General features: G+C 33.3%; 14 protein-coding genes. 13 read left to right on the top strand and 1 reads right to left on the bottom strand.

Annotated elements, in window-relative coordinates:
* The first annotated feature begins 367 nt into the window (after positions 1 to 367).
* The 13 genes from ssp1_RS08315 to ssp1_RS08255 all read left to right on the top strand — a co-directional run bounded on the left by ssp1_RS08315 (position 368) and on the right by ssp1_RS08255 (position 12864).
* Positions 368 to 994: a YkyA family protein gene (locus ssp1_RS08315; protein ID WP_002450691.1), complete on the top strand. Its 627-nt coding sequence runs from the start codon at positions 368 to 370 to the stop codon at positions 992 to 994.
* A gap of 172 nt (positions 995 to 1166) precedes the next feature.
* Positions 1167 to 2279 carry a pyruvate dehydrogenase (acetyl-transferring) E1 component subunit alpha gene (gene pdhA, locus ssp1_RS08310; RefSeq protein ID WP_015365191.1) on the top strand — a complete coding sequence of 371 codons (1113 nt, stop codon included), beginning with the start codon at positions 1167 to 1169 and terminating at the stop codon, positions 2277 to 2279.
* A 3-nt stretch (positions 2280 to 2282) separates the two neighbouring features.
* The gene (locus ssp1_RS08305; RefSeq protein WP_002450689.1) at positions 2283 to 3260 is read left to right on the top strand and encodes an alpha-ketoacid dehydrogenase subunit beta; all 978 of its coding nucleotides are present in this window, start codon (positions 2283 to 2285) and stop codon (positions 3258 to 3260) included.
* A gap of 66 nt (positions 3261 to 3326) precedes the next feature.
* Entirely contained in the window at positions 3327 to 4634 is a 1308-nt protein-coding gene (locus ssp1_RS08300; RefSeq protein ID WP_075778514.1) for a dihydrolipoamide acetyltransferase family protein, read from the top strand.
* Between the two features lie 4 nt (positions 4635 to 4638).
* Positions 4639 to 6045, top strand: a complete 1407-nt coding sequence (lpdA, locus tag ssp1_RS08295; RefSeq protein ID WP_002450687.1) for a dihydrolipoyl dehydrogenase — start codon at positions 4639 to 4641, stop codon at positions 6043 to 6045.
* 195 nt (positions 6046 to 6240) lie between these two features.
* On the top strand, positions 6241 to 6516 hold the full coding sequence (locus ssp1_RS08290; RefSeq protein ID WP_002450686.1) for a UPF0223 family protein: 276 nt from the start codon (positions 6241 to 6243) through the stop codon (positions 6514 to 6516).
* 165 nt (positions 6517 to 6681) lie between these two features.
* Positions 6682 to 7221 carry a helix-turn-helix domain-containing protein gene (locus ssp1_RS08285; RefSeq protein WP_002450685.1) on the top strand — a complete coding sequence of 180 codons (540 nt, stop codon included), beginning with the start codon at positions 6682 to 6684 and terminating at the stop codon, positions 7219 to 7221.
* A 13-nt stretch (positions 7222 to 7234) separates the two neighbouring features.
* Positions 7235 to 8329: an ABC transporter ATP-binding protein gene (locus tag ssp1_RS08280; RefSeq protein WP_002450684.1), complete on the top strand. Its 1095-nt coding sequence runs from the start codon at positions 7235 to 7237 to the stop codon at positions 8327 to 8329.
* A complete protein-coding gene (locus ssp1_RS08275) occupies positions 8322 to 9125 on the top strand; it encodes an ABC transporter permease (protein WP_002450683.1) in 804 nt (267 codons plus the stop codon). The genes ssp1_RS08280 and ssp1_RS08275 overlap by 8 nt, the downstream gene beginning before the upstream one ends.
* A 5-nt stretch (positions 9126 to 9130) precedes the next feature.
* Positions 9131 to 9943 (top strand): ABC transporter permease, encoded by an 813-nt coding sequence (locus ssp1_RS08270; RefSeq protein ID WP_075778515.1) that lies wholly within the window; start codon positions 9131 to 9133, stop codon positions 9941 to 9943.
* Positions 9940 to 11013, top strand: coding sequence for an ABC transporter substrate-binding protein (locus ssp1_RS08265; protein ID WP_002450681.1), 1074 nt, complete (start codon positions 9940 to 9942; stop codon positions 11011 to 11013). The genes ssp1_RS08270 and ssp1_RS08265 overlap by 4 nt, the downstream gene beginning before the upstream one ends.
* 72 nt (positions 11014 to 11085) lie before the next feature.
* Positions 11086 to 12225, top strand: coding sequence for a lipoteichoic acid stability factor AuxB (gene auxB / locus ssp1_RS08260; RefSeq protein ID WP_002450680.1), 1140 nt, complete (start codon positions 11086 to 11088; stop codon positions 12223 to 12225).
* A gap of 135 nt (positions 12226 to 12360) precedes the next feature.
* The gene (locus ssp1_RS08255) at positions 12361 to 12864 is read left to right on the top strand and encodes a DUF4064 domain-containing protein (protein ID WP_002450679.1); all 504 of its coding nucleotides are present in this window, start codon (positions 12361 to 12363) and stop codon (positions 12862 to 12864) included.
* An 82-nt stretch (positions 12865 to 12946) separates the two neighbouring features.
* Here the strand turns inward: ssp1_RS08255 and ssp1_RS08250 are convergent, their stop codons facing one another.
* The gene (locus ssp1_RS08250) at positions 12947 to 14293 is read right to left on the bottom strand and encodes an Nramp family divalent metal transporter (protein WP_118828186.1); all 1347 of its coding nucleotides are present in this window, start codon (positions 14291 to 14293) and stop codon (positions 12947 to 12949) included.
* Positions 14294 to 14333 lie beyond the last annotated feature (40 nt).

The following is a 14333-nucleotide window of genomic DNA, read 5'->3' as shown; positions in this document are numbered from 1 at the left end:
AGGATTTGAGCAGAACCGAACGATGATAAAGAACTACTTCCTTATTCATAGGTTAGTAGTTCTTACAAACTCAATAGTTGAGTTTGTTCATTTGAATTGTTTTCCGAATTTTGTCGAATCGTGAGCGTTTGCCCAACTTGCATTATTTGCAGAAATTGGAATACCAATTTCTCTATGTTGGGTCCCTTCTGCCGATAATCCTGCTTTTGGGACGCCGTTAATCGGTTTCCCAGAAGCACAAAAACTTTATGTCTCAACCTCTAATGATTAGTAATTAAACAGAGATCAGACGCTTATCCAATTTCATTGATTTATGAGAGAGATTTATTTATGATAACAAGCGTACAACTTTGAGGAGGATACAGAAATGAAATTAAACAAAACAATAGCGGTTGTTGCAACATCGGCAGTGTTATTAGCTGGATGTACAACAGATAAAAAAGAAATTAAAGCATATGATGAACAAGTCCAAAATGCTTTTGATAAAGAGAAACCAGTTGCAAATGTGAGTAAAAAAATTAATAAATTAGAAGAAGAAAAACAAAAGTTATTTAAAAAGGCTAACGAGAAAGACCAACAAACAAGAGAAAAAGCAGCTGATGACATTGTTGAAAATGTAGAAAAACGTGAAAAGGAATTTAAGAAAGAAGAAAAGGCGTTAGACGATTCTGAAAAAGAATTTAAAAAGGCAGAATCACATATCGATAATATCGATAATAAAGATAAGAAAAAAGAAGTTGAAGAATTAGATAAAGCAATTAAAGATAAATATAAATCACATAGCGATTATGCAAAGGCTTACAAAAAAGCGCTTGGAAAAGAAAAATCACTGTTTAGTTTCATCAATAAAGATGGTGCAACACAAGACCAAGTAGATGAAAAATCAAAAGAATTAGGCAAAGCATATAAAGACATGAACAAGAAGTTTAAAGCGTATTCAAAAGCGATGAATAAGGTAAATAAGGAAAAGCAAGATGTAGATCAATTAAAATAATTCCTTGACTGATACAGATATGAAGAATGTAGTAGTACAGTTCTTGTGTCTGTATCTTTTTTCTATGAAACAGAACTTTATGAAATCGTTTAACAGGCTTATTTATTTGTGATACAATTGTTATGGATAAAATGAATTTCTATTTATATATGGGAAAGGTATGGTGAATTGAATGGCTCCTAAGTTACAAGCCCAATTCGATGCAGTAAAAGTACTAAATGACACACAGTCGAAATTTGAAATGGTTCAAATTTTAGACGTAGATGGCAACGTTGTAAATGAAGACTTAGTACCTGATTTAACAGATGAAGAATTAGTAGAATTAATGGAAAGAATGGTATGGACACGTATTCTTGATCAACGCTCTATTTCTTTAAATAGACAAGGTCGTTTAGGTTTCTATGCACCAACAGCTGGACAAGAAGCATCACAATTAGCATCTCAATATGCGTTAGAAAAAGAAGATTTTATTCTTCCTGGTTATCGTGATGTGCCACAAATTATTTGGCATGGTTTACCTTTAACTGAAGCATTCTTATTCTCAAGAGGCCACTTTAAAGGTAACCAATTCCCTGAGGGTGTGAATGCACTGAGTCCACAAATCATTATCGGTGCACAGTATGTTCAAACAGCAGGTGTTGCGTTTGGTCTTAAAAAACGAGGCAAAAATGCAGTTGCAATTACTTATACTGGTGATGGTGGTTCATCTCAAGGTGACTTCTATGAAGGTATTAACTTTGCTTCAGCATATAAAGCACCAGCAATTTTTGTTATTCAAAATAACAACTACGCGATTTCAACACCACGTAGTAAACAAACTGCAGCAACTTCATTAGCTCAAAAAGCAATTGCTGTTGGTATCCCTGGTATCCAAGTTGATGGTATGGATGCATTAGCAGTATATCAAGCTACTAAAGAAGCTCGTGAACGTGCAGTTGCAGGTGAAGGCCCAACATTAATCGAAACAATGACATATCGTTACGGACCACATACTATGGCTGGTGACGACCCTACACGTTACAGAACTTCAGATGAAGACGCAGAATGGGAGAAAAAAGATCCATTAGTTCGTTTCAGAAAATTCTTAGAAAATAAAGGTCTTTGGAACGAAGACAAAGAAAATGAAGTTATTGAACGTGCTAAATCAGACATCAAAGCAGCTATTAAAGAGGCCGACAAAACAGAAAAACAAACTGTTACTTCTCTAATGGAAATTATGTATGAAGAAATGCCTCAAAATTTAGCAGAACAATATGAAATTTACAAAGAGAAGGAGTCGAAGTAAGCCATGGCACAAATGACAATGGTTCAAGCGATTAATGATGCGCTTAAAACTGAACTTAAAAATGACGAAGACGTTTTAGTTTTCGGTGAAGACGTTGGTGTTAACGGCGGTGTATTCCGTGTTACTGAAGGTTTACAAAAAGAATTTGGTGAAGATCGTGTATTCGATACACCACTTGCAGAATCAGGAATTGGTGGCTTAGCTTTAGGTTTAGCTGTTGAAGGTTTCCGTCCTGTAATGGAAATCCAATTCTTAGGATTCGTATTTGAAGTATTTGACTCAGTAGCTGGACAAATTGCACGTACTCGTTTCCGTTCAGGTGGTTCTAAAACTGCACCTGTAACTATTCGTAGCCCATTTGGTGGCGGTGTGCATACACCAGAATTGCACGCAGATAATTTAGAAGGTATTTTAGCTCAATCTCCTGGTTTGAAAGTGGTTATCCCATCAGGCCCATATGATGCTAAAGGATTATTAATTTCTTCAATTAGAAGTAATGATCCAGTTGTATATTTAGAGCATATGAAATTATATCGTTCATTCAGAGAAGAAGTTCCTGAAGAAGAATACACAATTGATATTGGAAAAGCTAATGTGAAAAAAGAGGGTAATGACATTACTTTAATCGCATACGGTGCAATGGTACAAGAATCATTAAAAGCAGCTGAAGAATTAGAAAAAGAAGGTTATTCAGTTGAAGTGATTGATTTACGTACAGTTCAACCAATTGATATCGATACATTAGTTGCTTCAGTTGAAAAAACGAACAGAGCTGTAGTCGTTCAAGAAGCTCAACGTCAAGCAGGTGTTGGTGCACAAGTTGCAGCTGAATTAGCTGAACGTACAATTCTTTCATTAGAAGCACCTATTGCACGTGTAGCAGCAGCAGATACAGTATATCCATTTACTCAAGCTGAAAATGTTTGGTTACCAAACAAAAATGATATTGTAGAAAAAGCAAAAGCAACTTTAGAGTTTTAATCTTTAAATAAAGTTTAAATTAAAAAGTGATTTCTTTATTAAGAAAATCTTAGGAGGAAAAAGACCGTGGCATTTGAATTTAGATTACCCGACATCGGGGAAGGTATCCACGAAGGTGAAATTGTAAAATGGTTTGTAAAAGCTGGAGATACAATTGAAGAAGACGATGTCTTAGCAGAAGTCCAAAATGACAAATCTGTTGTAGAAATCCCTTCACCAGTAAGTGGTACAGTTGAAGAAGTATTAGTAGATGAGGGTACAGTAGCAGTTGTTGGTGACATTATTGTTAAAATTGATGCACCAGATGCTGAAGAAATGCAATTCAAAGGTAATCACAGTGATGATTCATCAAGTGAAGAACCAAAAGAAGAAGCAGCAAAAGAAGAAAGTGCTTCATCACAAGAAAGTCAACCTGCAGCAAATACTCAAGATGCTGAAGTTGATGAAAATAGAACAATTAAAGCAATGCCTTCAGTACGTAAATATGCACGTGACAATGGCGTGAATATTAAAGCAGTTGCTGGTTCTGGTAAAAATGGTCGAATCACAAAAGAAGATATTGACGCACACTTAAACGGTGGCGCTACTCAAGCAACATCTAATGAAAGTGCAGCAAGTACTTCTGAAGAGACTACAACTACAGCAGCAACTCAATCAGTACCAGAAGGCGACTTCCCAGAAACAACTGAAAAAATCCCAGCTATGCGTAAAGCAATTGCCAAAGCAATGGTTAATTCTAAACACACAGCACCACATGTTACATTAATGGATGAAATTGATGTTCAACAATTATGGGATCACCGTAAGAAATTCAAAGAAATCGCAGCTGAACAAGGTACAAAACTTACTTTCTTACCATATGTAGTGAAAGCACTTGTTTCTGCACTTAAAAAATATCCAGCACTTAATACATCATTTAATGAAGAAGCTGGAGAGATTGTACACAAACACTATTGGAACATTGGTATCGCTGCAGATACAGACAGAGGTTTATTAGTGCCTGTTGTTAAACATGCAGATCGTAAATCAATCTTCCAAATCTCAGATGAAATTAACGAACTTGCTGTAAAAGCACGTGACGGTAAATTAACATCTGATGAAATGAAAGGTGCAACATGTACAATCAGTAATATCGGTTCAGCTGGTGGACAATGGTTCACTCCAGTTATTAATCACCCAGAAGTAGCTATCTTAGGAATTGGGCGTATCGCTCAAAAACCGATTGTTAAAGATGGAGAAATTGTAGCTGCTCCAGTTCTTGCATTATCATTAAGCTTTGACCACAGACAAATTGATGGTGCAACTGGACAAAATGCTATGAATCACATCAAGCGTTTATTAAATAATCCAGAATTATTATTAATGGAGGGGTAAAAAGATGGTAGTTGGAGATTTCCCAATTGAAACAGATACTATTGTAATCGGAGCAGGTCCTGGAGGTTATGTTGCAGCAATTCGTGCAGCGCAACTTGGACAAAAAGTAACAATCGTTGAGAAAGGTAATTTAGGTGGCGTTTGCTTAAACGTTGGTTGTATTCCTTCAAAAGCTTTATTACACGCATCTCATCGTTTTGTTGAAGCACAACATTCAGAAAACTTAGGGGTAATTGCTGAAAGTGTTTCTTTAAACTATGAAAAAGTTCAAGAGTTCAAATCATCAGTTGTTAATAAATTAACTGGTGGGGTTGAAGGATTATTAAAAGGTAATAAAGTTGAAATCGTTAAAGGCGAAGCTTACTTTGTTGATAACAATAGCTTACGTGTAATGGACGAAAAGAGTGCTCAAACTTACAATTTCAAAAATGCAATTATTGCAACTGGTTCTAGACCAATTGAAATTCCTAATTTTGAATTTGGTAACCGTGTTATCGATTCAACAGGTGCATTAAACTTACAAGAAGTACCTGGTAAATTAGTAGTAGTTGGTGGCGGTTATATCGGTTCAGAACTTGGTACTGCATTTGCTAACTTTGGTTCTGAAGTGACTATTCTTGAAGGTGCTAAAGATATCTTAGGTGGCTTTGAGAAACAAATGACTCAACCAGTTAAAAAAGGCATGAAAGAAAAAGGTATCGAAATCGTTACTGAAGCAATGGCTAAATCAGCTGAAGAAACTGAAAATGGCGTAAAAGTTACTTATGAAGCTAAAGGTGAAGAGCAAACTATCGAAGCGGATTATGTATTAGTAACTGTAGGTCGTCGTCCAAATACTGATGAATTAGGCTTAGAAGAATTAGGTCTTAAATTTGGTGAACGCGGATTAATCGAAGTTGATAAACAAAGCCGTACTTCAATCAATAATATCTATGCAATTGGTGATATCGTTCCAGGATTACCTCTTGCTCATAAAGCAAGCTATGAAGCAAAAGTAGCTGCAGAAGCTATTGATGGACAAGCAGCAGAAGTTGATTACATTGGTATGCCTGCAGTATGCTTCACTGAACCAGAATTAGCTCAAGTAGGTTATACTGAAGCTCAAGCGAAAGAAGAAGGTTTATCAATTAAAGCTTCTAAATTCCCTTATGCAGCTAACGGCCGTGCATTATCATTAGATGATACAAACGGTTTCGTTAAATTAATTACACTTAAAGAAGATGACACATTAATTGGTGCTCAAGTAGTAGGTACTGGCGCTTCAGATATTATTTCTGAATTAGGTTTAGCAATCGAATCAGGTATGAATGCTGAAGATATTGCATTAACTGTACATGCTCACCCAACTTTAGGTGAAATGTCTATGGAAGCAGCTGAAAAAGCAATTGGCTACCCAATCCATACTATGTAATTTAACATGACGTTAAATTAAACTGGCAACAGTACTTGTTGCCAGTTTTTTTGTTGTTTTATTACAATAAAGTTAATGATACTCACTTGTGAATATTAGTCTATATGGGCTTATCATTGATAAACGATTTGTCAGTTTAAATCATCTCAGATACACTAATTCTGTAATCTAATTAAACTATAGGAGTGAATCAACTTGGAATATCAATACCCATTAGATTTAGATTGGACAAATGACGAAATGATGGATGTCATTCATTTCTTTAATAAAATTGAGAACTATTATGAATCATCAGTTAAAGGTGAAGCAGTTAAAAAAGCTTATCAAAATTTCAAACAAATTGTGCCTGGTAAAGCTGAAGAGAAGCAACTTTTTAAAGAATTTGAAAAAAGTAGTGGTTATAATAGCTATAAGGTAGTCCAAGAGGTAAATAAGAACCCTGATCAACAAGTTTTTTCTGCAAAATCTTAAGTAAAACTGACTAAACAAAAAGCAAAATGTTGTGAATGTAAAATGTTTGTCTTAAAACAATAAAAAGTATTGATTGTAGAGCTATATTTTGGTATTTTTATTAAGCGTTAAACAAAATGTTTGATAAAAGTAAACTTAATATAGCTCTTTTTAGGTGGTTTCATTATGGAAATAGGATATAAATTGAAAAATCTGAGAAAAATTAAAAATTTAACACAAGAGGAATTGGCAGAAAGAACAGATCTATCTAAAGGATACATATCCCAGATTGAAAGTCAAAATGCATCGCCTAGTATGGAAACATTTCTAAATATCTTAGAGGTTCTAGGAACATCGGCTAGTGACTTCTTTAAAGAAACAGAACAACAAAAAGTCATTTATAAAAAAGAAGAGCAAGTCATCTATGATGAATACGATAGAGGCTATATTCTAAATTGGCTAGTTACTAAATCTAATGAATTTGAGATGGAACCACTACTTTTAACATTGAAACCTGGTGCATCGTATAAAACATTTAACCCTTCAGAATCGGATACATTCGTTTATTGTTTACAAGGACAAGTGACGTTGCAATTGGGTAATGTTTGTTACCATGCCAGTAAAGAAGATGTGTTTTACTTTAAAGCAAATGATGATCATCGTCTTTTTAATGAAGGAAAGCAGGAAGTGAAAATATTAATTGTTGCAACAGCATCATATTTATAAGGAGTTGTGAATATTGGCACCATTATTATCGTTTAAAGGCGTAAGCAAAGGATATGATGACGTTCAAATATTAAATGAAATTGATATAGACATAGAATCAGGTCATTTTTATACATTATTAGGACCTTCAGGTTGTGGTAAAACAACCATTTTAAAATTAATTGCCGGCTTTGAGTATCCTGACCAAGGAGAAGTGATTTATCAAAATAAGCCAATTGGAAAATTACCCCCAAACAAACGTAAAGTAAATACCGTTTTCCAAGATTATGCCTTGTTTCCTCATCTTAATGTGTTCGAGAACATCGCCTACGGTTTGAAATTAAAGAAAATGAGTAAAAACGCTATTAAAGCAAAGGTAGAAGAAGCACTTCGACTTGTTAAGCTATCAGGTTATGAAGACCGTAATATTAATGGCATGAGTGGTGGTCAAAAACAGCGTGTAGCTATCGCTAGAGCCATTGTTAATGAACCAGAAATTCTATTACTAGATGAGTCTCTCTCAGCTTTAGATTTAAAATTAAGAACTGAAATGCAATATGAACTAAGAGAATTACAATCACGTTTAGGAATTACATTTATTTTTGTTACACATGATCAAGAAGAAGCACTAGCTTTAAGTGATTATATTTTTGTTATGAAAGATGGTAAAATTCAACAATTTGGAACACCAAACGATATTTATGACGAGCCAGTCAACCGTTTCGTAGCTGATTTTATTGGAGAATCTAATATTGTAGAAGGTCGAATGGTAGAAGATTATGTTGTAAATATTTATGGTCAAGATTTTGATTGTGTAGATATGGGGATACCTGCAAATAAAAAAGTAGAAGTTGTGATTCGTCCTGAAGATATTTCATTGATTGAAGCAGATAAAGGTTTGTTCCAAGTAAAAGTAGATTCTATGCTCTTTAGAGGTGTACATTACGAAATTTGTGTGGTTGATCGAAAGGGATATGAATGGGTTATCCAATCAACACGTAAAGCTGAAGTAGGTAGTGAAGTTGGCTTATACTTTGAGCCAGAAGCAATTCACATCATGGTACCAGGTGAAACAGAAGAAGAGTTTGATAAACGAATTGAAAGTTATGAGGATGTTGAAAATGCGTAATACTAATCGTTTATTGCTCATTCCATACTTGATTTGGATGGTACTATTCATAATTATTCCAGTAGTATTGCTTGTTTATTATTCTTTTTTAGATAATCAAGGTCATTTTAGCTTAACTAACTATGAAAATATTTTTACATTGAGTTATTTAAAAATGTTTGCTGATTCTATCTTATTTGCTGTGATTATTACGCTTGTCACGTTATTGATAAGTTATCCAGCAGCTTATTATATCGCTCAATCTAAATATCAGAATTTACTATTGATGATTATGATTATTCCTACATGGATTAACTTATTATTAAAAACATATGCATTTATTGGTTTGTTAAGTCATGATGGATTAATCAATCAATTATTTAACATCTTTAATCTATCTCCAATTAATATGTTATTTACAGCAGGCGCATTCATAGTAGTATCAAGTTATATCTATATACCATTTATGATATTACCAATCTTTAATAGTATGAAAGCAATCCCTAATAATTTACTACAAGCATCAAGTGATTTAGGCGCTAATCCTCTGACAACATTTGGTAAAGTGATTGTGCCACTAACGAGGGAAGGCGTTATGACTGGTGTTCAAGTGACCTTTATACCTGCATTATCACTATTCATGATTACGCGTTTAATCGCTGGTAATAAAGTAATCAATATTGGTACAGCTATCGAAGAACAATTCTTAACTATTCAAAATTATGGTATGGGTTCAACAATAGCGTTATTCCTAATCATTTTTATGGCATTTATTTTAATTATGACAAAATCAAAATCTAATCATAGGAAAGGGTGAGTCGTGTGAAATGGTATGGCAAGCTATATATAGGTATATTAATAGCTGTATTATATATACCTATATTATTTTTAATGGTATATTCGTTTAATTCAGCAGGTAATATGGTTAATTTTGAACATTTCACACTAGAACATTATCAAACCTTATTCCAAAATGATAAATTAATGTCAGTCATATTTAATACTGTTGCCGTCGCATTAATAGCAGCAGCAATTTCTACATTGATTGGAACATTTGGTGCGATTGCAATATATCATTTGAGACATAAACAGTTTAAAGTCACGTTATTAACGCTCAATAATGTGCTTATGGTATCTTCAGATGTTGTTATTGGTGCATCATTTTTAATTATGTTTACTGCAATTGGTCATTTTACAGGATTAGGCCTTGGATTTTGGACAGTGTTAGCATCTCATATCGCATTTTGTATTCCAATTGTTGTTATTGTTGTATTGCCACAATTATATGAAATGAATGATAGCATGTTGAATGCTGCTAGAGACTTAGGTGCTACAGAATCGCAATTATTAAGTAGTGTGGTTATACCGAATATTATGCCAGCGATCATCGGTGGTTTCTTTATGGCATTAACTTATTCACTAGATGATTTTACAGTGAGTTTCTTCGTAACAGGTAATGGATTCAGTGTATTATCCGTAGAAGTTTATGCAATGGCTAGAAAAGGTATAAGCATGGAAATTAATGCAATTTCAACAATTTTATTCGGTGTAATCGTGATAGGTGTTATTGGTAACTATGCAATTCAACACCTCGTTCAACGTAAAAAGCATCCGAAACGAGGTGTCAATACATGAAACGATTTTTACAATTGATTTTGATGTCAATTATTGTCGGTGTTTTATGTTTAGGTATAAGTCAATGGTTTAAATCGAAAGAAAATACAGACACTAATCAAAAAATTTATGTCTATAATTGGGGAGAATATATTGACCCAAGCCTCATTAAAAAGTTTGAAAAAGAAACAGGTATCCAAGTGGTTTATGAAACATTTGATTCGAATGAAGCTATGGAAGCTAAAATTCGTAATGGAGGCACACATTATGATGTCGCTTTTCCAAGCGAATATACAGTGCAAAAATTAAAACGTGCACATTTATTAGAACCATTAGATCATAAGAAAATACCTAATATTAAAAATTTAGATTCAGATTATATGAATATGCCATATGACCGACATAATCAATATTCATTGCCATATTTCTTTGGAACAGTTGGAATATTATATAATAAAGATAAGTACCCTAATGAGTCTTTTAATAGTTGGCAAGATTTGTATAAATCTAAATATAAAAATGAAGTATTATTAGTTGATGGTGCTCGAGAAATAATAGGTTTGGGACTTAATAAATTAGGATATAGTTTGAATGATAAAAATCCACAACATATCAAAAAAGCGGAATCTGATTTACATCATTTAGCGCCACAAGTCAGAGGTGTTGTAGGTGATGAAATCACAATGATGCTTGAACAAAACGAAGGAAGTATTGCAGTTGTATGGAGTGGAGTCGCTGCACCATTAGTTCAAGAAGGGGACAAATACAATTATGTTATTCCAAAAGAAGGATCAAATTTATGGTTTGATAATATGGTAATACCTAAAACGGCACAAAATAAAGAAGGCGCATATCGCTTTATGAATTTTCTTCTAGATGAAAAAAATAATAAGCAGAATACTGAATGGGTAGGTTATGCTACACCAAATAAAGAAGCAAGAAAGATGTTACCAAAAGATATTAGAAACGATCATCGATTTTATCCAACTAAAAAAGAACAACAAAGATTGGAAGTATATCAAGATTTAGGTCAAGATACATTAAGTGATTATAACGAAAGTTTTTTAAATTTTAAAATGTCGTTAAAGTAAAATGAAAATGGTAGTTATTTTTTGTTATATTCGATATAATAACTTGATAAGTAAAGTAAGGAGTTGTAACGAATGACAGGAGAGCAATATACTCAAATTAAACGTCCAGTCAGTCGACTAACAGAAAAGGTTTTAGGGTGGCTTAGTTGGGTATTCTTATTAATTTTGACAATAGTCACGATGTTTATAGCTTTAGTGTCATTTAGTAATGATACATCTATTGCTAACTTAGAGAATACATTAAATAATAATGATCTTATTCAACAAGTATTAGCAAATAATAGCTTAAGTACTACACAATTTGTGATATGGTTACAAAATGGTGTTTGGGCTATTATAGTGTATTTCATCGTTTGTTTATTGATTTCATTTTTAGCTTTAATTTCTATGAACATTAGAATTCTATCTGGTTTCTTATTCTTGTTATCTGCAATCATCACGATACCTTTAGTATTACTTGTAGTAACATTAATTATTCCAATTTTATTCTTCATCATTGCTATTATGATGTTTGTTAGAAAGAATAAGGTTGAAACAGTACCGAGCTATTATAATGGTGGATATGGTTATCAACCATATGAGGAAATGCCAGAACAAGAAGCTCATGCGCATCATAATGAAACTGAAAGTGAACCAGTTGAAGAGCCACAACAGCGTAGACGTCCATCACGTCGTAGCATGGAGCGTAAAGAACAAGCATTTGACACAACAACAGGTTCAACAGATCAAATACAAAACGAACAAGAATCATATGATGATAAATATGAACAGTTCCCTAAACGTGCTGTAGAAAGTGAATATCGTTCAGACGATAATGAGCACGATGAAGAACCGACAATATTATCACGTCAAGCAAAATATAATAAAAAGTCATCTTCAGATAAGGCTTCTACAAATAATCAAGATGTATATCATGAGCAAGATGATGTAGAGTCATCTAATCAATATAATGAAGAACCTCAAGTTGATCCTAAAGAGCTTAAAGCGCAACGCAAACGAGAAAAAGCTGAAATTCGTGCTAAGAAGAAAGAAAAGCGTAAAGCATATAATCAACGTATGAAAGAAAAACGTAAGAATCAACCGAGTGCGGTTAGTCAAAGAAGAATGAACTATGAAGAACGTCGTCAAATGTTTGGTGATACGGAAAAAGATATGAGAGATCAAGTGAAACAAGATCATCAAAAAATTGACGAAAATGACAATCAAAAATAATTAATTACAATACCAAAAGTGATAATTAACATTCACTTTTGGTATTTTTTGTTATAAATAGATTTTTATGATATTGAATAGCATGTAAAGATAGTTTTTAGTATGATTAATGTAAGAGTTAAAGGAGGTACTGTAATGAAAAGAAAAACTGAATTGATATTAGCATGGATAGCGAATGGTTTAAGTAGTTTATATTTACTATTTGTAATCATAGGTTATTTTGCGATGAAATCAGGAAGTGGTGCATCTCAAAATAAGGAAATGGTTAATCAAATGATGGGCGGAAATCAAGAAATGTCGATGGAGATGCTTACTGCTTCGATCGCCTTATCTATGGGTGTGCTTGCATTTTCTACTATTTTAGGTATTGTGGGTGCATTAACAGTAAAAGGCAGACATAAATTGGGAGCCAGTTTATTAATTGCTGCAGCAGTGGTTGGTATTATGGCAACGAATATCATAGCTATGATTTTATGGTTCATTGCAGGTATTATGCTATTAACAAAATCTAATCAACAGAGACCTAAAACTGACCATGCTGTAAATAATCATCAAGAGGATATTTCTAAGAAAGATGAGTGGGATCCTGAAAAAGAATTAAAAGAACATCAACAAAAGGACAAACCATATACCTATTAATAAATTTATACAAGTATCATGATATATCAAAAACCGGTTGAAATGCTAAGGCATTCAACCGGTTTTTATTAAAGTTTTGATTTTACAATTCTTGGAACGTCTGGATAATGAGGTAGACATTCAAGATACTTAAAATAATGATAAGTGACCATGAAATAATATTAACACATGTTTTATTAATAAATGGTCCCATTAACTTTTTATTACTAGTTGCTAATTGCAGTGGTATTAAACTAAAAGGTAACGCTATACTTAAAAATACTTGTGAGAATACTAATAATTGTTCAATTTTGGCGGCATTACCATTAAAGATGATTAAGCATATAATAACGGGAATAACAGCTAAAGAACGTGTGATGAGACGACGGAGCCAATTAGGTATACGTAATCTCAAGAAACCTTCCATTACAATCTGACCTGCTAATGTCCCTGTAATTGTTGAGTTTTGTCCTGAAGCAAGTAAAGCAACTGCAAATAAGGTACTCATGACACCACCTAATGTTGCACCTAATAATGGTTGTGTTTTTAAAGCGTGGTATAAATCGTAAAATCCACCTAATTCATCAGTGTTAGTACCGAAGAAAAGTGCTGCCCCCAGTGTTAATAGCAAGCAATTAACTACAAATGCAACGGATAATTGGATGTTGGAGTCAATCGTTGCATATTTAATGGCTTGTGCTTTATCTTCATTGTTATTTCTATCATATTTCCGAGATTGAACAATAGAAGAATGTAAATATAGATTGTGTGGCATAATAGTTGCCCCTACGATACCTAAAGCAATATATAAGATACCTTGATTCGTAATGATTTCAGTATGTGGTACAAAGCCATTTAATAAATTCAATATATTAGGTGAAGAAATATAAACTTCAAAGGTGAAAATGGCTAAAACTGTAAATATAAGTGTACCTACTATGGCTTCTATTTTTCTAAATCCAAATTTCATAATAAATAATAATAAAAATACATCACATACTGTAATTAAAGCGCCAACTATCAATGGAATATTAAATAGTAAATTAAGTGAAATTGCACTACCAATAACTTCGGCAATATCTGTAGCAATGATAGCTAATTCTGCGATTATCCAGAAAATAATCGCGATGGGTTTAGATAAAAAATGTCGCGTCATTTGAGCTAAATCTTTACCCGTAGCAATTCCCAATCTTACTGTCATACTTTGTAATAACATTGCAGCTAAACTAGAAATTAGTATTACAAATAGGAGGGTATATCCAAATTGTGCGCCACCTTGCATAGAAGTTATCCAGTTACCTGGATCCATATATCCCACAGCGACTAATAATCCAGGTCCTAAGAAAGCCAAAAGTTTTTGACTTGAATTACTTTTATAGTCAAAATCAATCGTATTATTAATTTCGTCTAAGCTTTTTTGATGTTCTTGGTCGACTGATTGCTTATTCATAAACAAAACTCACCTCTAACTTAAAATATATTGATATATT

Origin of the sequence: Staphylococcus sp. M0911, assembly GCF_003491325.1 — a bacterium.
Taxonomy (GTDB): domain Bacteria; phylum Bacillota; class Bacilli; order Staphylococcales; family Staphylococcaceae; genus Staphylococcus; species Staphylococcus warneri_A.
Note: the sequence above shows the minus strand (reverse complement) of the source record. Positions and strands in the feature narration are given on the sequence as shown.